Genomic DNA, 18,997 nt, shown 5'->3' on the forward strand with positions numbered 1-18,997 from the left:
TTGCACCAAGATTTTTGATGCCCATGAGCGATGCAATTAAACATGAATGCGGAATCGCAGTCATTCGATTAAAAAAGCCCTTACAGTACTATGTTGATAAATACGGAACGGCTTTTTATGGTCTAAACAAGCTTCACCTTTTAATGGAAAAGCAACACAACCGCGGACAAGACGGTGCAGGAGTTGCGAACATTAAATTGGACATGGAACCCGGGGAGCGTTATATTTCGCGTTACCGGAGCATCGATCCGAAACCGATCCAGGATATTTTCGATCACATCAATAAGCGTTTTTACGAAATCGGGGAAGAAAACCCGGAATTACTGAAAGATGTCGATTATCTGAAGAAAAACGCAGGGTTTACCGGGGAGTTGTTTTTAGGACATTTGCGATACGGAACCTTCGGTAGGAATTCAATCGAAAGCTGCCATCCGTTCTTAAGACAAAACAACTGGATCACCAGGAACCTGGTTGTTGCAGGGAACTTTAACCTGACAAATGTCGACGAACTATTCGAGGTACTGCTGGAAATCGGTCAGCACCCGAAAGAAAAATCCGATACGGTTACCGTACTGGAAAAGATCGGCCACTTCCTGGATGTTGCAAACGACGAATTATTCCAAAAATACCAGGCTGAAGGATTAAACAGCCAGGAGATCTACCAGAAAATTGCCGATACGATTGATATTCAGCAAATCCTGAAACATTCTTCGGAAGTGTGGGACGGCGGATACGCAATGGCAGGATTACTGGGCCACGGGGATGCATTCGTGCTGAGAGACCCGAACGGGATCCGACCGGCGTTTTATTTCGAAGACGAAGAAGTTTGTGTGGTGGCATCGGAAAGACCGGTTATCCAAACAGCATTTAACCTGAAATACGACGAGATCAAGGAATTGACTCCGGGACACGCACTGATCATCAAAAAGAACGGTACTGTTTCCGAAGTGGAGATCAACGCTCCGAAAGCTCCGGCAAAATGTTCTTTCGAACGCATCTATTTCTCCCGAGGAAATGATTACGATATCTACGCAGAACGCAAGAATTTAGGCCGTTTTGTAGTTCCGAACGTCTTGAAAACAATCGATTACGATCTGGATAATTCCGTTTTCTCTTTCATCCCGAATACCGCTGAAAGCAGTTTCTACGGAATGATCAAAGGATTGGAAGATTACCTGAACGAACAAAAATTCGAGCAACTATCTGCCATTGAAGGAAAACCGAGCCCTGAACAACTGAAAGAGATCCTGAACCGCCGTGCTCGTATTGAGAAAATCGCTATTAAGGATGCCAAGGCGCGTACATTTATCACGCAAGATGATGCCCGCGACGACATGGTTGCTCAGGTTTACGATATTACTTACGGTTCTGTAGTTCGCGGAAAAGACAACCTGGTTGTGATTGACGACAGTATCGTAAGAGGTACAACTTTGAAACAATCCATCCTGCGCATCCTGGACCGTTTGGACCCGAAACGCATTTTGGTGGTTTCTTCGGCTCCGCAAATCCGTTACCCGGATTGTTACGGGATCGATATGGCAAAAATGGGTGATTTCATCGCTTTTGATGCCGCAATTACTTTGCTGAAAGAAACCGGCCGACAGCATATCATTGACGAGTGTTACCGCAAGTCAAAAGAGCAGGAAAAACTGCCGAAAGAGCAGATCGTAAACTATGTGAAAGAGATTTACGCTCCTTTTACGGCGGAAGAAATTTCTGCACAGATCGCTAAAATGCTGACTCCTGAAAATATCAAAGCTGAAGTAAACATCGTTTATCAGACAGTGGAGGATTTGCACAGAGCTTGTCCGGGAAATACGGGAGACTGGTATTTCACCGGTAACTACCCGACTCCGGGAGGAAATAAAGTCGTAAATAAGGCATTTATTAACTATATTGAGGGCAAAAACGAACGCGCTTATTAAGAGAAATGCTTAAAAAACCCACAACTGTTTTTGTATACTTGCTGGGTGCTTATGTACTGATTCAATTCCTTTGGTGGGGCTATCACCTTATTGATTTAACGCGTGCTTCACAGCATACCGATGAACTGATTACCAAACGCATTGTGATGATCATCGGGGAAGGTTCCGTATTCCTGGTATTACTCCTTTTCGGGCTTTGGAAAATCAAGCGTTCTATCAAAAAAGAGATCCAGATGGCGCGGCAGCAGAATAATTTCATGCTTTCCGTTACACACGAACTGAAAACTCCGCTCGCAGCTACCAAATTGTACCTGCAAACCATTCAAAAGCATCAATTAAGCGCAGAAAAACAGGCTGAACTGATCCAAAAAGCACTGGACGAATCCAGCAGGCTGGAAACATTGGTAGAACAGATCCTGACCGCTTCCAGGCTTGAACAACAGGCATTGCCTCGTTTAATGACCTCTATTTCCCTGAAGGAATTCCTGACTCATTTGATAAACATCCAGGAGAAACGCTTCAATAGTTCCATTCGACTGAATGATTTTGAAGACCTTCAACTGGAAACCGACCCACTCATTTTTACCAACATTTTGAATAACCTGATTGAAAACGGGTTCAAATACGGGTACACGGAAAAGGGGCTTGACCTGACGGTTCACAAGGAAAACGACTATGTTTCCATTGATGTCAGGGACTATGGAAAAGGAATTCCGGTAGAACAGCAGGATCTTTTATTTAAAAAATTCAATCGTTTAGAAAACGAGGAAACACGCACCACCAAAGGAACCGGGCTAGGCTTGTTTATTGCCAGGGAATGCGCACGGACTTTAGGGGGAAACCTGCGCCTGATCAAAGCTGACGGGCCGGGAGCATGTTTCCAAATACAAATGCCTTATGATAACTAATCAAAAAGTTGGTTTAATAATTTTAGATGGCTGGGGATTGGGTGACCAATCAAAAGCAGATGCCATTTTCAATGCAAACACTCCGGTAATGGATTCCCTGCTGGAGAAATATCCGCACAGTACCTTGATTGCAAGCGGTGAAGCTGTGGGGCTTCCTGACGGACAAATGGGAAATTCGGAAGTGGGCCACCTGAACATCGGCGCGGGCCGCATTGTTTACCAGGAACTCACTCGCATCAATAAATCCATCCGCGAAGGCGCTTTTTTCAAAAATCCGGTATTGACCGACTGCTTTGAGAAAGCAAAAAAGAACGGCACAGCGGTTCATTTCATCGGGCTTGTTTCCGACGGTGGTGTACACAGTTCGCAGGAACACTTGCATGCTCTGCTGGACATGGCTAAAAGTTATGAGCTCACCAAAGTTTGGGTGCATGCCTTTACAGACGGAAGAGATTGTGATCCGAAAAGCGGTTTAGGGTTTATCCAAAAGCTGGAAAACCACCTGCAGCACACGACGGGTAAAATCGCCTCGATTACGGGACGCTATTACGCTATGGACCGCGACAACCGCTGGGAACGCGTGCAAGTTGCTTACGATGCCATGGTAAAAGGAATCGGAACGCCGTTTTCCAATGCCGCAAGAGCAATCGAAGCGAGCTACGAAGAAGATATTACAGACGAATTCATCCTGCCGCTGGTAAACAGTTCAGGCGAAGGATCAATCAAAGACGGAGATACGGTCATTTGTTTCAATTTCCGGACAGATCGCCCGAGAGAGATAAGTCAGGCCCTGACACAGCAATCCTTCCCGGAATACGGAATGAGGCCTTTGCAAATCGATTATTATACGATGACACGCTACGATGCGAAATTCAAAAACGTGCATGTCATTTTCGAAAAAGACAACCTGCACAATACGTTGGGTGAAATTCTTAGTAAAATGGACCGTACACAGGTTCGCATTGCCGAAACGGAAAAATATCCGCATGTGACCTTCTTCTTCAACGGAGGAAGAGAACAGGAATTCAAGGGCGAATCCCGCATCCTGGTAAAATCTCCGAAAGTAGCCACTTACGATCTTCAACCGGAAATGAGTGCGCCGGAAGTGAAGGAGCGCATACTGGAAGATTTAAGAGCGGATGAACCTGATTTTTTCTGCCTGAATTTCGCGAATCCCGATATGGTGGGTCATACAGGAGTTTATGACGCGATCGTAAAAGCTGTTGAAACCGTTGATTCCTGCCTGGGAGAAATTGTAGATCTGGCTACCCGGTTAAACTACGAATTGATCATTATTGCCGATCACGGAAATGCAGACGTTGCGTTCAACCCGGACGGTTCTCCAAATACAGCACACTCCACGAATCCTGTTCCGGTAATCCTGGTAACAAAGAACGAAGATATCCATTTAAATCCCGGGATTCTGGCAGATGTAGCACCAACGATACTGGATCGCATGCGTATTGCCGCTCCGCTGGAAATGAGCGGAAAAACACTCGTTGCTTTAGACAGTTAAAAAATTCAAAGGGTTTAAATCGTTCAAATTGAACATTTGAACATTTGAACATTTGAACATTTGAACATTTGAACAAAAAAATAGGGATTCAGTATGCTGAACCCCTATTTTTTTATTTCTATTTTCTATTATCTGATCAACTGCAGGAATCCCTGTCCGGTGATTTCTCTTCCCATTAATCCTTTCACGGTATACTGTACAAAGTAAACTCCGTCAGGTGCAAGTGTCCCGTCGATTTTTCCATCCCAGGCAGCATCCAAACCGGTTCCAACGTATACGTTATTTCCCCAACGGTTATTGATTTTGATTTCGATCTCCGTTGCATTCACGGTCGTTAATTTAAACACGTCGTTGTTCTTATCCCCGTTCGGTGTAAAGATGTTCGGAACGATTACACTTGGCTCCGGGAAAATACACGAACCATCGTTTTGAACTGCATTCGGGTTGTAGTTCGTTGCCTGCGGATCAGTACATCCACATTCAACGATCAAAACAGAAGCAAATGCCGTATCTCTGCATGGCCCGTTGATTGCGATTAACGCCTGATCTGCCGAAACCGTAAATGTTTGTGTTTGAGAACTCAGATCAGTTACCGTAACACTGTTTCCATTTCCGAAATACCACTCGTACGTCGTTGCATTCTGACTGTTGTTTGTGAAAGTAACCGTTGTTGGGTTACATCCTGAAATAGTACTCAACGTCATGTCTGCAATTGGACCCGGTTCGCTGTTCAGGAAGATGGAATCTGTCACGGAACAAACGTTGTCGGTAACCGTAAATACATACCATCCCGGAGAAAGGTTTTGCATCACGGATGCGTTAATCTGGCTTGGTCCGCCTGTGCCCGGCCCTTCCCAATGGTATTGAGGGATTCCCGTCATTCCTGCGCCTAAACCGCTTACCGCACCATCCGGTGTACAAGCCGAAGCTGTGTAAGCAATCATCGTATCGATCACCAATGTTTGATTCATGGTTACCGTAACCGTATCGGTGTATGTTCCCAAACAGGCATCCGTAATGGAAACCACGTAATTCGTTACACCGTTTTGAAGAATACTTACCGTATCTTGCGTAGTCGTTGAACTACCGGAAACCCAATCGTAAACATAGGTACCGGAACCTCCTGTTCCAACAGCCGTTAAAATAACTTCGTCGTCAAAACATGCCAGGCTCAGGTCTGTTTCGTTGATTCCAAGCGGAGTAATATCACTTAAATAAAAAGTTGCCGAACTGGTTTGAGGGTTCCCGTATTGATCCACATAATCGATATTAATAGTAACGGTTTCTGTTCCTTCAACAAGCGCATCTGCAATGGTTGAAAAATCCAGGTAGATCGTATCCTGACCTGCAGGCATAAACAATGGGCTTGGCTGAGCAATGTTGTAATCTACTCCGTTTGTTGCCGTACCTGAAGTAGTGAAGTTAATTGTAAGGTCGTATAATGACTGGCAAATACTGCGTGCCAATACAAATCTTGCATCCGAACATGCCTCAATGATTGTATCACTTCCCCCACCTGTGGTATTGGATAACGAAAGGTTAATCGGAGGAGAAGTAAATGAACCTGCTTCCAGGAAAACAACTGTAGACAACGATTGATCCTGCATATCGGCAACCGCAAACTTAAAGTGGTACGTTTCACCGCATGTTACGCTGAAAGTAATGTTCATCGGAACGGTATAACCGTTTAACTGAACGTTCGTATTGCTCGAATTATCTACATAAAATTGAGGATTCAGTCCGGCTGGATTTGAGGCAGCCCCCGATGCAGCGTTTGCCGGGTAAATCGTACTAATGGTAATCGGAAGGTTTGTTCCCGGCACCAGCGCCAGGTTTTGCGATCCTCCCGGAAAACCGGCAGGAGCACTGTAAGGCCCTGTAATGCCCGGTCCGCTGACAAAGAACCCGAATGCGTCATTGTACTGCGAATTGATCCAATATTCGTACTCGTTTGATCCGAAAATAAAATTAAACGAAACCAAATCCGATTCCGGAACGAAATCGAACTCCAGAATACCCACGTCATTCGCATCGTTGATGTTGCTGGCTGCAGGGTTTGTGGTAACTGATTGTGCAACAGCCACCAAATCCGCATTCGTATTCATGGAAAAATCATCCGTACCGAAATTTCCCGGTACCAGGTTGGTTACTCCTCCGGATGATATAACTGTTCCGTCAGCAAAACCAAAACCCGCTACTCCCGTTCCGTCAAAATAACCGATCTGGGCAGGATCTCCGGTAAATGTTACATTGGATACAGTTACACCGAGACCTAATAAATGGTTCGTCACGTAATCTGTAATGGGCTGTCCGCTAGTCACAGAAATTTGGGCATTTCCGTTAAAGCTAACTGACAATAATACAATCGACAGTATTGTAGTAATTTTCTTCATAGTCGTTATAATCTCGTACTTCCTTTAGACTGAAATAATATGTTAAAGGTTGCGTTTCGATGTCAATTATATTAATTTTTGTTTAACTGTTAAATTTTAATCACAATTATTCGATTAAAAACGCTATGATTTAACCAAATTTGCCTGAGAAATAGAAAATTTATGCAAAACACCCAAAAATATATACAGGAATCCAAAGACAAATTCCTGAACGAACTGATTGATTTATTGAAAATTCCAACCGTTTCTGCTGACAGCGCTTACGCAAAGGATGTGATTCGCGGAGCAGAAAAAGTAGCTGAATTCCTGCAGGAAGCAGGTGCTGAAAACGTAGAGATTTGCCCGACCGCCGGACATCCGATTGTTTACGGTGAAAAGATCATTGATCCGGCATTGCCTACAGTGCTTGTATACGGACATTATGATGTGCAGCCTGCGGACCCGATCGATTTGTGGACTTCTCCCCCGTTTGAACCGGTGGTGAAAAAGACGGAAATTCACCCGGAAGGAGCCATCTTCGCACGCGGCGCCTGTGACGATAAAGGACAATTCTTCATGCACGTGAAAGCCTTCGAAGCGATGATGAAAACCAATGAACTTCCATGTAATGTGAAATTCATGATCGAAGGAGAAGAAGAAGTAGGTTCGGTCAACCTGGGTGTTTTCATCAAAGAAAATAAAGCACGTTTGAAAGCCGATATCATTTTGGTTTCGGATACAGGTATGCTTGCAAATGACGTTCCTTCCATCACAACCGGATTGAGAGGTTTGAGCTATGTGGAAGTAGAAGTTACAGGACCGAACCGCGATTTGCATTCCGGGCTTTACGGCGGATGCGTGGCGAATCCAATTAACATCTTAACGAAAATGATTGCTTCGTTGCACGATGAAAATAATCACATTACCATTCCGGGATTTTATGCGGATGTGGTTGAACTAAGCATGGAAGAGCGCGCTGAAATGGCAAAAGCTCCTTACGATGAAGAAGCATACAAAAAAGCATTGGATATTGATGCAGTCTACGGAGAGAAAGGATACACGACACCTGAAAGAGGTTCTATTCGCCCTACACTGGATGTAAACGGAATTTGGGGAGGATATACCGGCGAAGGAGCAAAAACAGTGATTGCTTCCAAAGCTTACGCTAAAATCTCCATGCGTTTGGTACCAAACCAGGAACCGGATAAAATTACGGAGTTGTTTGCCAAACATTTTGAATCCATTGCACCGGCCGGTGTGAAGGTAGTCGTAAATCCGCATCACGGCGGAGAACCGGTAGTTACACCGATCGATTCCATTGCTTACAAAAGTGCTGCAAAAGCTTACGAAGAAACTTTCGGGAAAACACCTATCCCGGTAAGAAGCGGAGGAAGTATTCCGATCATTGCTTTGTTCGAAAAAGAATTGGGCCTGAAAACGGTTATGATGGGCTTTGGCCTGGATTCCGATGCGATCCATTCACCGAACGAGCATTACGGGTTGTTCAATTTTTACAAAGGAATTGAAACCATTCCGTATTTCTTCCATTATTTCAATGAAGCAATGAAGTAAATTATGAAGAAGCTCTTTTTTTTATGTGCGTGTGCGGTCCTTTTAACAGTTTCAAGCTGTGATTTCGAGGAACCGGTGGTTTCGGGATATTCCAATTTCAAATTCGGAAAACTGGAAGGTAAAACCCTGAACGTGAGTTTTGATGCAACAGTTGACAATGACAACGGATACGGTTTCAAAATCAAGAAGGGAGAATTAACCGTTTCGATCAATGACCTGGAGATCGGAGATATTGATTTGACCAAAAAGATCAAGATCAAGCGCAAATCCGAAAACGTTTACACCATTCCGTTGAAGCTTAGTTTGAGTGACGGGGCTTTGTTTCGCATTGCGAAGCTGGTAAGTGCCGACAAATTTGAACTAAAACTTGATGGAAAAGTACGCGGAAGCGTGATGGGATTCGGGAAAACATTCGATATCCACGAAACGCACAATTTATCCAGCGGCGATATCAAATTCGACGGATTGTTACAAGGCATTATGAAAGGTGCAGTACGGGAATGAGTCCTTTAAGTAGTAATAGAAAAGGGCTGTTTCAATTGAAACAGCCCTTTTTAATGATCTAATTTGTCACTTTATCGCAATCAATTAATCCATATCCGTAGGGTGTATTCGGAAGTGGGGCTTGACCTAATCCTTTTGCTGTCGAGCAGATCAGTGATTTTATTACCAAAGGGTTCAGCTTCCCATTCCTTTGTTGCATCTCCTTATTTTTTTGTTTCAATAAAGCTACAAGTCCTGCAACATGCGCACAAGCTGTTCCTGTTCCTGACATTATTCGAAATTCATTATTCAAAAACGTTGAGTAGATATCTACACCAGGGGCAACAACTGATATGTAATTCCAATGTATTTCAGATTTTCCTCCCCTGGAAGAAAAAGCTGAAACCTGTGATGTATTGTCAATTGCTCCAACTGCCATCGGACTCGCAAGTGGCGTGTCGAGTATCCCTGAATTTGCGGGAGCGTTGACATATGAAAACCCCCCATATCCAAACGAATCTCCGGAGGCACAAACCACCATAATATCTGCCTGCTGACATTGCTTAACTCCCACGGAATAAGCTTCTGACGGATTTATCTGACTGGAAACTCCCATGCACATAACATCTATTCCATTTCCAATACACCAATCCATGCCGGCTATTATCCATGTCATTTTACCTTCTGCTCCCCCAACAGAAGTCTTTTCTAATACCTTCACAGCATATAGGGATGCATCCGGGGCTACCCCGCGTATACTTTTGGAACTTTTACCCAAACCGGCAATAATACCAGCTAAATGTGTCCCGTGGCCTTGGTCATCCATATAACTGCTCCAGTTGGGTATGGTGGAAATTCCGCCTTTGATATTAAGCTCCGGATGATTAGCAATCCCTGTACTAAGGATCGCAACATTTACCCCTGTGCCCGTATATCCCTTTGCCCAGGCCTTAGGCGCATTGATCAGCTGCATGTTCCAGGAATAAGAGTCAGATAATGCGGCACGCAATTTTGGTTTTGTATCAGAAGTGTTAGCAGAAAAAGTGGTTCCGGTATCCTCTTCAATAGAAGCGATCTTCGGATTAGTTTTTAAGACTTGTACATCCTTTTCACTTAGCATATGAGAACTAATTCCCAAGTTCCGGAAGTGATAATTGCTGCTCTCATTGATGATTGTATCGGCTGAAAACTCTTTAATCGAATTATTCGTTCCAAACAATGTGTTGATCTTTTGGAGAGTTAAGTCTTTGTCTTTGTAGGTAATTAAATAACGTTTTTTCATACGCGATGTGAATAGTTAAAGTTTAAGTTCCATCTGAATTCCAAGAGGAAAACAACACGGTAAATATATCAAAATAACCGATTCCCAACTAGTACCAAAAAAGCCCTAACATCAAATGTCAGGGCCTTCAAATTTTGTTTTTTTATATTACTTCGCCAGTAAGTTTCTCCAGCTTACTTTCTCATCGATTTTTGCTCTTAATTCAGAGATTGCAATGCGCTCCTGTTCCATCGTATCACGATCACGGATTGTCACCGTATTATCTTCCAGAGTCTGGTGATCGACCATCACACAATAAGGTGTTCCGATCGCATCCTGGCGGCGGTAACGTTTTCCGGGAGTATCTTTTTCGTCGTATTGGCAGTTGAAATCAAAACGCAGATCCTCGAAGATCTCTCTTGCGATCTCCGGCAATCCGTCTCTCTTGATCAATGGCATGATTGCCACTTTATACGGAGCCAGTTGCGCAGGTAAACTCAATACCACGCGCTCGGAACCATCTTCCAGTTTTTCGTTCTTGTAGGAAGCGCTCATTACAGCCAGGAACATGCGGTCCAAACCTACGGACGTTTCCACCACGTAAGGAACATAATTCTGGTTCAATTCCGGGTCGAAATACTGCATTTTTTTTCCGGAGAACTGCTCGTGTTGCTTCAAATCGAAATCCGTACGGGAGTGAATTCCTTCCAATTCTTTGAATCCCATCGGGAAGTCGAATTCGATATCGCTGGCCGCGTTTGCGTAATGGGCCAATTTAATGTGATCGTGCTCACGGTAATACTGTTCGCCCAATCCAAGCGCTTTGTGCCATTTCAAACGTGCTTCCTTCCAATGGTTGTACCACTGCATTTCTTCTCCAGGACGCACAAAGAACTGCATTTCCATTTGTTCGAATTCTCGCATGCGGAAAATGAACTGGCGTGCAACGATCTCATTTCTGAATGCTTTACCGATCTGTGCAATCCCGAAAGGAATTTTCATACGGCCGCTTTTCTGAACATTCAGGAAGTTCACGAAAATACCCTGCGCCGTTTCCGGACGTAAATAAATCGTGGAAGCATCTCCTGCAACAGAACCCAATTCGGTAGAGAACATCAGGTTGAACTGACGCACTTCCGTCCAGTTTCTGGAGCCACTGATCGGACAAACGATTTCCAGGTCCTCGATCAGCTTTTTCACTCCTTCCAGGTCATTGTTCTCCAAAGTCACACGCATGCGGTCTTCAATCTCTTTGATCTTTTCCTCGTTGCGCAATACATTCGGATTGGTAGCGCGGAACTGAGCTTCATCGAAAGCCTCTGCAAATTTCTTCGCAGCTTTATCCACTTCCTTAGTGATCTTTTGACGGATCTTTTCGATATGCTCTTCGATCAATACATCCGCGCGGTATCTCTTTTTGGAATCTTTGTTGTCGATCAACGGATCATTGAATGCATCCACGTGCCCGGAAGCTTTCCAGGTGGTAGGATGCATGAAGATTGCGGCGTCAATTCCCACGATATTATCATTCATCTGTACCATGGATTTCCACCAGTACTGTTTGATATTGTTCTTCAATTCCGAGCCCAGCTGACCGTAATCATATGTTGCAGCCAAACCGTCGTAAATTTCAGATGAAGGGAAAACGAATCCGTATTCCTTCGCGTGAGAAATAACTTCCTTTAATAAATCTTCTTTCTGTTCCATGGGCGCAAATTTAGATGGAATAGTTCAAAGAAGGTTCAATGGGTTCAAAAAAAGTAGGGGCGGAAAATTTTCCACCCCTACTTTCTATATTTTCTAAAGACTTTGAAAACTAATCTTCCTTGATAAATGAAGTAAAATCAGACCAATCTTCGACCCTAAAAGCTCTGATGTCCCGAACTGAATTTTTAAACCAAGGTGTATTTTTCAACGCATTGACCGCTCTCAGCAAATTTGCCATGTCATTTTTGGTTGACAAATAAACGCTTCCTTGTCCACGATAGAAATCATATTTTTCTAAAATAGTCGCGATTTCATAGTAAGCATTATTATAAGGATCTCTATAATGCTCCTTTAAATCGGAAATAAGCATGTCAAAACTGATAGCAAACACTCTTAACTCTTCTTAAAGTATTTCTTCTCTCCGAAAAATATTCTACCCTGAGAATCTTTTATAGCGATTTCATCCCCTAAAAACGGATTTTTAAAGATCTTAATGATGACTCCTTCAACCCATTCTTCCAAACCACTCAGTAAAGGGCTCACTTTTGCCTTTTCTTTTACTGTGAATTTTTCCTCGCTCATCTTTTAATTTTTAATCCTTTCTCAAATTTACGTAAAAATCTGGATTCAAACAGGTTATAAATCAGTTGATACGTTACTTTTTAGAACTGCAAACGAAATCCGTTGTCGGGATTCCAGCTTTTTTGATTGCCCCGAATCCGCCGGCAATATCGATCAGGTTTTTGAAGCCTTTTTGCTTCAGTAACGAAATGGCGATCACGCTACGGTAACCTCCGGCACAATGCACGTAATACGGATTGTTCGGTTTCAGGTCACCCAGGTCATCCAGCATGAAATCCAAAGCCACATGTTCTGCATTTTCCAAATGCTCCGCTTCGTATTCTCCCGGTTTGCGAACATCCAGGATAGGCAATGAATCAATTCTATCTGCAATACTTTCAGCTGTTACGGATTCGATCGTTTCAACCGGTTCTCCGGCTTCTGTCCACGCTTTCATTCCGCCTTCCAGGTATCCGACACAATTATCGTAACCGACACGCGCCAAACGGGTCACTGTTTCTTCTTCTTTTCCTTCCGGAACAACCAATACAATCGGCTGGTTGATGTTTTCAATCAGTGCTCCGACCCACATGGCAAACGTTCCGTTCAAACCGATAAACAAGCTGTTCGGAATTGCTCCTTTGATGTATTCATCCTGGTTGCGAACATCCAGTACCAATACGTTTTCATCCATCAGTCTTTTCACTTCGGCTACGCTCAATGCGGTATTCCCTTTCGAGATCACTTCGTCAATCGAATCGTACCCGTTCTTATTCATTAAAGCATTCTTCGGGAAATACTGAGGCGGAGGCAAAATTCCTTCCGTTACTTCCTTGATGAACTCGTCACGAGTCATATCAGCACGCAACGCATAGTTGGTCTGTTTTTGCTCGCCCAGCGTTCCAACTGTTTCGGAACTCATGTTCTTTCCGCAGGAACTTCCGGCTCCATGTCCGGGATAAACCGTTATTGAATCCGGTAAAACCATGATGCGGTTTCTCAGGGAATCAAACAGCATTCCTGCCAGTTCGTTCTGTGTCAGATCTCCCTTAATTGCCAGGTCAGGACGGCCCACATCACCTAAGAACAACGTATCTCCTGTAAAGATCGCCTTTTCTTTCCCCGATTCATCGATCAGTAAATAAGTAACCGATTCCGGCGTGTGGCCCGGAGTATGCAATACTTTAATTGTTGCTTTCCCGATTTTAAATTCCTGGTTATCTTCTGCGATAATGCTTTCGAAATTTGTTTTTGCTGTAGGACCGTAAACGATCTGTGCTCCCGTGCGTTTTGCAAGGTCTACGTGCCCGGAAACGAAATCCGCATGGAAATGCGTTTCAAAGATGTATTTGATCGATCCGTTCCATTCTTTTGCCAGGTCCAGGTAAGGCTGAACCTCTCTCAACGGATCAATAACTGCTATTTCTCCTTCGCTCTCAATGAAATATGCCGCTTCGGCTAAACATTTGGTGTATAATTGTTCTACGCGCATGTGTGTGTATTTTTGTAAAACAAATTTCGGGATTTTTTCGACGCAAAAAATGACTTTGCTCATAAGAATTCAAAATGATGAATTCAGCATTCAAAAGTTAGCATTCCCATTTTTATGTTTTGCAATTTGAATTTTGCATTCGTTTTGGACTGATTTTTGATTTTTCGGATGCAGTTCGCAAAATTGCGCTATTTTTAAACCCAAATAATTAACTATGAAAAAAGGATTTCAATACATTTCAGCTTTGGTGCTTTTATGTATGACTACCACTTCCCTTTTGGCTCAGAAAGTTGAGTTGCCAAAAGATGCACAGCCTGGTATTTACGCCGCATTTGTAACCACGAAAGGAAACATCATTGTAAAATTAGAGGAAGAGAAAACCCCTATGACCGTTGCCAATTTTGTTGGTTTGGCTGAAGGGAACCTGACTCTTTTCGATTCCATTAAAATTACCAAACCATTCTACGACGGGTTGAAATTTCACCGCGTGATCAAGGATTTCATGATCCAGGGTGGAGATCCGCAGGGAACAGGAATGGGTGGACCGGGATACAAGTTCTTCGATGAAACAACTCCCGAACTGACTCACAGCGGGCCTGGAATCCTTTCCATGGCAAACAGCGGACCGGCTACAAACGGAAGCCAATTCTTCATTACTCACAAGGAAACTCCGTGGTTGAACGGAAAACACACGGTTTTCGGTCACGTAGTGGAAGGACAGGATGTGGTGAATAAAATCGAACAAAACGACGTGATGACGAAAGTTATCATTATTCGCAACGGGAAAGCAGCAAAGGCATGGAACGCAACGGAAGCTTTCAAAGCAGCTTATGCAAAAGCGAAAGCAGCAGAGGAAGTGAAAAAAGCGGAACAGGCAAAATTGGATGCTCTTGAAAAAGAACGTGTAGCGAAAATTGCTGGCATGTCGGAAGCAGAATACCGCGTTTATTTATTGAACGAGATCCGCAAAACATACCCGGCTGCACAACAGACTGAATCCGGGTTGGTGTATGTGATCCAAAAAGAAGGAAACGGTGAAAAAGCAAAAAAAGGCGACCAGGTTTCCACGCATTACACAGGAACTTTCTTAAACGGAACAAAATTCGATTCTTCCCGCGATCGCAACCAGCCATTGGATTTCACGCACAACGTGGGACAAATGATCGCAGGTTACGACGAAGCGATCTCTATTTTAAGCAAAGGCGGAAGAGGAATTTTCGTAATCCCTTATTTCAAAGCATACGGAGCTCAGGGAAGACCTGGAGCAATTCCGGCTTATTCGGATCTAGTATTCGATATCGAGTTATTGAACATCATTCCAGGTCCGGACCCAATGAAAAAAGAAGTGAAGTAATTCCTTTAAAATAAGCATATAAAAAATAAGTAGGGGTGTAAAATTTTACACCCCTACTTGTTTTATTTAATTTTATCCGTTCTTTTTGGTTTCACATGGATTCCCGCACAAAAACGGGCATAACTATACCAGGTTTCAAATACCCGGTCACTCGCATGATAATCAGTTACCGTCAACCCTAATTCAGGTCTCAGCAATAAATCAATCCGTTCCGAAAGAGAAATTCTTCCCCCGAAACTAATTGCAGGTGTAAAGACGACCCCGGAGGAATAGGGTACAAATTGGGAATATTTACCCATTTCTGATTTACCGGAACCAATTCCAACATATGCTCCCATTTCAAAAAACCGCTTATTTTTCTTCCCCGTGGAAAACCGGATCATTGCCGGAATGGTAACAAAGACGCAATGGTTATCACCATGGTAATACGAAAGATTCTGAGAAGCTCGCAAGGTATGAAAGTAATTGATTTCCACTCCTGTTTTAATACCAAAGGTATTTGTATCCCGGAAAATGACATTCCCTCCTATGCCTCCGCCAAAAAATGAGGCCCCGATGCCTTCAATCAGCGGATGATTCCCGGAAAGATGGAATTCAGAACCAATGTTTCTTTGTGCCAGGGTTCCAAAAGGAATGAAAATAAGTATGATGAAGCATGTTCTCATGATTTAAATTTTTAGATGGAAGTTAAAACCGGATTTTACGGATGGAGCGGCTCAATTTTAATCACTCCGTTTTTTGCCGGCTTTTTGGGTCTTGGTTTCAAATGAATCCCTGCGCAAAAACGGGCATAAAAATACGATGTTCCAAATGAAATGGGATAGGGATCAAACTCAGTAACCGTAAATGCAAACTCAGGCTTCAAAAAGAGGTCCATACGTTCTGAAAACGAAAACCTGCCTCCCAGACCAAGTGCCGGGGTAATTACCAAACCGGGAAAATAATCTTCATACCTGTACGAACCGTAGAACGTGTAGTAATCAGTCCTGGTTTCACCGTAACCGATTCCCAAATAAACTCCCGATTCTACGAACAGTTTACTCTTTTCTCCAAAAGTAAACCGGACCATTGCCGGAACAGAAATAACGCCGTACTGATGATGGGCATTTTTTCCTTTAAAAGCATTGGCTTCCCAGGTGTGAAAAAAGTTACCTTCTATACCCGTTTTAAAGTTGACCCGTTTGGTTTCTCTAAAGAGAATGTTCGCGCCAACTCCTGCTCCGAAGAACGTCCTTTCCCCACTCAAAGGTTGATTCACAGAGCCGTGAAACTCAAAACCCGGAACCTGCGTTTGGGATGCGAAAGGAATTAGAATCAATAAGATTAAGGCGGTTTTCATGATTTAGATGGATTTAGTTAGCTCTTATTTTTTACCAGGCCCCTTCCGGTAATAACGGAAATAATCCACTTCCATAGCCTGCGGGAAATTATCGCTTGCATTCGGGTCGTTGTTGTTTCCGTGTTGGATTCCCAGGTTGAAACGCACCTGCATTTGTTCCGTAAACGGCCAGGATTCGTTGACTTTGTATTGCTGTCCTTCCACGATCGTGTTACAGTCCGTAGGCACGCCATTCTTCGAATTATAGCGATACAATGCATGCACCAACTCTCCGTCGATCATCCAGAGGATCTTGTAATAGTCCCATTCCACGGCATAAATGTGGTAATCAGCGCTGAAATCGGTTTTGGAGTTGCCCCAGTTTCCGTAACATGGGTACATATCGTCGGCACATTGCGAACTGCTGCGATTGATGCTGTCACCGTGAATGGTAAAATGCGGATTCTTCGACAAACGGCTTTTCTTATACCTGCCGGCACAAGTGTATTCGTTCCAGAATTCGAAAATGTCTATTTCATAGTTGTGTTTTCCGTTCTCCCCGTTGAACAGCCAGAAAGCGGGCCACAGACCTTTTCCTTTGGGAATTTTGATCCGCGCTTCGTATTTCCCGTAGCCAAACATGCGCTGCGATTCAATCCAGGCAGAAGAATACAGGAACGAAGAGGAATCTCTTCCCGGAGGATTTTTCGACCAGTCCACGACATAGCTTCCCTGGATCGGTGTTGCTTCTTTGCGTGCAATCAGCTTCAGGATCCCATTCTCGGTAACAATATTGTTCGAAAGCGGAATTTTCGGATGCGTATTCGTATTCGCATACCATACTTTGGAACCATCCTTCTCAAAATTAAAACCCGCCAGAACTCCCTGATAAGGAAGAATCCATTCCCTGGATTTCAATTCCTTTCCGTCAAAGTTGTCTTCGTATTCCAATACCCACTCCTGGTCGTTGCAGGAAATCACTTCTTTCTTCGTGATTTTGGCATAGGTATCGTCGAAACATTGGGAAAAGGTGTTTTTTCCAGCTAAAAGAGCCGTAAATACCAATAAGTTGACCGGTTTAAGCAGTTTCATTCTTTCAGTTTAATTCTATTTTATGAAGATAAAACGAATTATCGAATCCTTAAGGGATAATGCAAAAAACAAAAAAGGTTGGATACTTTAGCATCCAACCTTTTCATTCTAAATACAACTATTCATAAACCTCTATTTTCGCTTAGGTTTCAGATGGATTCCGGCGCAAAGGCGTGCATAAAAATAACGCTCTTTGATTTCTTCATACATCACAAAGGCACACTCAGGTTTTAACAACAAATCTATCCGTTCTGAAAGTGGAAATCTTCCCCCGATTCCCAGTGTAGGTGTAAATGCCAATCCCGGGAAATAACTTTCGTGTTTAATTCCATTAAACTTGGCATTACTCAACGGGTCATAGAAAGAATAATCGGATCTCATTTCACCTCCCAGCGTTATTCCCAAATATCCGCCAAGTTCCACTAGTAATTTGAAGTCATTCCCTATGTTAAACCGAACGATCGCCGGAATAGATAAAAGCGCATGTTGATAATGCACATTCCTTTGATTGGTAAAATTCCCTGCATCCAGATATTTATCCCAGGTATGGAAATAATTTACCTCCAACCCGGTTTTGAAACTTACCAAACCGGTATCTTTAATTAGCATATTTACACCCATTCCTGTTCCGAAAAAGGTTCTTTCTCCTCTAAAAGGAAGGTTTGCTGAAGCATGAAATTCCCATCCCGCAATATCTTTTAGCTTTGTTTGTGCAAAAACCATAGAAGAAGGATAAAAAAAATTAATTGCTGCAGCAAAAATGGCGATCAGATATTTTGATTGCTTCATAATAGTTTATTTCAAATGAATTCCCAGATTTAACTGAGTATAAATATGCAATCTATCCAGATCATAAATATTCAGTTGAAATGTTGGTCTGATCAGGAAATCCATTTTTTCATTCCATTGAATAAGATAACCAAGCCCTGAATTTACTCCCGCAAATGCAAATCCAACCGGCCCTCCCGGATGTCTTTCGTGCACAAAGTATGGTTGGTTAGTGGAATCTGAATGGAGTATATCGGCTTCATAAAAAGAATAAAGATTGAACCCCAGCCTGCCACCCAATTCCAGATGCAAGTTCTTTTTTTCTCCCAAATTGATCCGGAGGTTGATGGGAATGCTTAAACTTGTTAGATAAAGGTGTTGATTGATGATGGTTTGTTCCAAAAAATGATCGAATCCTCCATTATTCCAAAAATGAAAAAAGTCCAGGTCCAACCCGGCTCTTGCTCCTACTGTTCTATCTGCCCGGAAAACATGGCTCATTCCAAGTCCCCCGCCAAAAAATGTCCGGTTATACGCCCCAAAGGGAATCCCATGGTTCACTGAAATGTGGAACTCATTGAAATAGTCTTTGAATGAGCGTTTTTCCTTTTGTGCGAAGCCTAAAATACAGGAACTCATAAATGCAATCAAAAGCAGCTTTTTCATAT

General features: G+C 43.2%; 17 protein-coding genes. 6 read left to right on the forward strand and 11 right to left on the reverse strand.

Annotated features, from left to right (window positions below; genetic code table 11):
- Positions 1–23 precede the first annotated feature (23 nt).
- From ABDW02_RS10745 to gpmI, 3 genes are read left to right on the forward strand one after another with little or no spacing between them, the layout of a single operon-like run.
- Positions 24–1,925: an amidophosphoribosyltransferase gene (locus ABDW02_RS10745; protein WP_343634556.1), complete on the forward strand. Its 1,902-nt coding sequence runs from the start codon at positions 24–26 to the stop codon at positions 1,923–1,925.
- Between the two features lie 5 nt (positions 1,926–1,930).
- Positions 1,931–2,833 carry a HAMP domain-containing sensor histidine kinase gene (locus ABDW02_RS10750; RefSeq protein WP_343634557.1) on the forward strand — a complete coding sequence of 301 codons (903 nt, stop codon included), beginning with the start codon at positions 1,931–1,933 and terminating at the stop codon, positions 2,831–2,833.
- Complete coding sequence (gene gpmI / locus ABDW02_RS10755; RefSeq protein ID WP_343634558.1) at positions 2,823–4,349, forward strand: 2,3-bisphosphoglycerate-independent phosphoglycerate mutase; 1,527 nt, start codon at positions 2,823–2,825, stop codon at positions 4,347–4,349. The genes ABDW02_RS10750 and gpmI overlap by 11 nt, the downstream gene beginning before the upstream one ends.
- Before the next feature lie 128 nt (positions 4,350–4,477).
- Here gpmI and ABDW02_RS10760 read toward each other — a convergent pair whose 3' ends face one another.
- Positions 4,478–6,742: a choice-of-anchor L domain-containing protein gene (locus tag ABDW02_RS10760; protein WP_343634559.1), complete on the reverse strand. Its 2,265-nt coding sequence runs from the start codon at positions 6,740–6,742 to the stop codon at positions 4,478–4,480.
- A gap of 162 nt (positions 6,743–6,904) precedes the next feature.
- On the opposite strand from ABDW02_RS10760, the gene ABDW02_RS10765 reads away from it, so the two are divergent.
- Positions 6,905–8,293 (forward strand): dipeptidase, encoded by a 1,389-nt coding sequence (locus tag ABDW02_RS10765; protein WP_343634560.1) that lies wholly within the window; start codon positions 6,905–6,907, stop codon positions 8,291–8,293.
- A 3-nt stretch (positions 8,294–8,296) separates the two neighbouring features.
- Positions 8,297–8,797 (forward strand): LEA type 2 family protein, encoded by a 501-nt coding sequence (locus ABDW02_RS10770; protein WP_343634561.1) that lies wholly within the window; start codon positions 8,297–8,299, stop codon positions 8,795–8,797.
- Between the two features lie 58 nt (positions 8,798–8,855).
- Here the strand turns inward: ABDW02_RS10770 and ABDW02_RS10775 are convergent, their stop codons facing one another.
- From ABDW02_RS10775 to ABDW02_RS10795, 5 genes are all read right to left on the reverse strand, one after another.
- Positions 8,856–10,058, reverse strand: a complete 1,203-nt coding sequence (locus tag ABDW02_RS10775; protein ID WP_343634562.1) for a S8 family serine peptidase — start codon at positions 10,056–10,058, stop codon at positions 8,856–8,858.
- A gap of 147 nt (positions 10,059–10,205) precedes the next feature.
- Positions 10,206–11,744 (reverse strand): glycine--tRNA ligase, encoded by a 1,539-nt coding sequence (locus tag ABDW02_RS10780; protein ID WP_343634563.1) that lies wholly within the window; start codon positions 11,742–11,744, stop codon positions 10,206–10,208.
- 109 nt (positions 11,745–11,853) lie between these two features.
- Positions 11,854–12,135, reverse strand: a complete 282-nt coding sequence (locus tag ABDW02_RS10785) for a virulence protein (protein ID WP_343634564.1) — start codon at positions 12,133–12,135, stop codon at positions 11,854–11,856.
- Positions 12,136–12,137: 2 nt separating this feature from the next.
- Entirely contained in the window at positions 12,138–12,326 is a 189-nt protein-coding gene (locus ABDW02_RS10790; RefSeq protein ID WP_343634565.1) for a hypothetical protein, read from the reverse strand.
- A 73-nt stretch (positions 12,327–12,399) separates the two neighbouring features.
- Positions 12,400–13,797, reverse strand: a complete 1,398-nt coding sequence (locus ABDW02_RS10795) for an MBL fold metallo-hydrolase (RefSeq protein WP_343634566.1) — start codon at positions 13,795–13,797, stop codon at positions 12,400–12,402.
- Between the two features lie 214 nt (positions 13,798–14,011).
- Between ABDW02_RS10795 and ABDW02_RS10800 the strand changes: the two genes are divergently transcribed.
- On the forward strand, positions 14,012–15,151 hold the full coding sequence (locus ABDW02_RS10800) for a peptidylprolyl isomerase (protein ID WP_343634567.1): 1,140 nt from the start codon (positions 14,012–14,014) through the stop codon (positions 15,149–15,151).
- 62 nt (positions 15,152–15,213) lie between these two features.
- On the opposite strand, the gene ABDW02_RS10805 is transcribed toward ABDW02_RS10800, so the two are convergent.
- The 5 genes from ABDW02_RS10805 to ABDW02_RS10825 all read right to left on the reverse strand — a co-directional run bounded on the left by ABDW02_RS10805 (position 15,214) and on the right by ABDW02_RS10825 (position 18,995).
- On the reverse strand, positions 15,214–15,816 hold the full coding sequence (locus ABDW02_RS10805; RefSeq protein ID WP_343634568.1) for a hypothetical protein: 603 nt from the start codon (positions 15,814–15,816) through the stop codon (positions 15,214–15,216).
- 35 nt (positions 15,817–15,851) lie between these two features.
- Complete coding sequence (locus ABDW02_RS10810) at positions 15,852–16,490, reverse strand: hypothetical protein (RefSeq protein WP_343634569.1); 639 nt, start codon at positions 16,488–16,490, stop codon at positions 15,852–15,854.
- 24 nt (positions 16,491–16,514) lie between these two features.
- Positions 16,515–17,561: a glycoside hydrolase family 16 protein gene (locus tag ABDW02_RS10815; protein WP_343634570.1), complete on the reverse strand. Its 1,047-nt coding sequence runs from the start codon at positions 17,559–17,561 to the stop codon at positions 16,515–16,517.
- Positions 17,562–17,693: 132 nt separating this feature from the next.
- On the reverse strand, positions 17,694–18,350 hold the full coding sequence (locus ABDW02_RS10820; protein WP_343634571.1) for a hypothetical protein: 657 nt from the start codon (positions 18,348–18,350) through the stop codon (positions 17,694–17,696).
- Positions 18,351–18,356: 6 nt separating this feature from the next.
- Positions 18,357–18,995 carry a hypothetical protein gene (locus ABDW02_RS10825; RefSeq protein WP_343634572.1) on the reverse strand — a complete coding sequence of 213 codons (639 nt, stop codon included), beginning with the start codon at positions 18,993–18,995 and terminating at the stop codon, positions 18,357–18,359.
- Positions 18,996–18,997 lie beyond the last annotated feature (2 nt).

The organism is Fluviicola sp. (genome assembly GCF_039596395.1).
Lineage (GTDB): Bacteria > Bacteroidota > Bacteroidia > Flavobacteriales_D > Crocinitomicaceae > Fluviicola.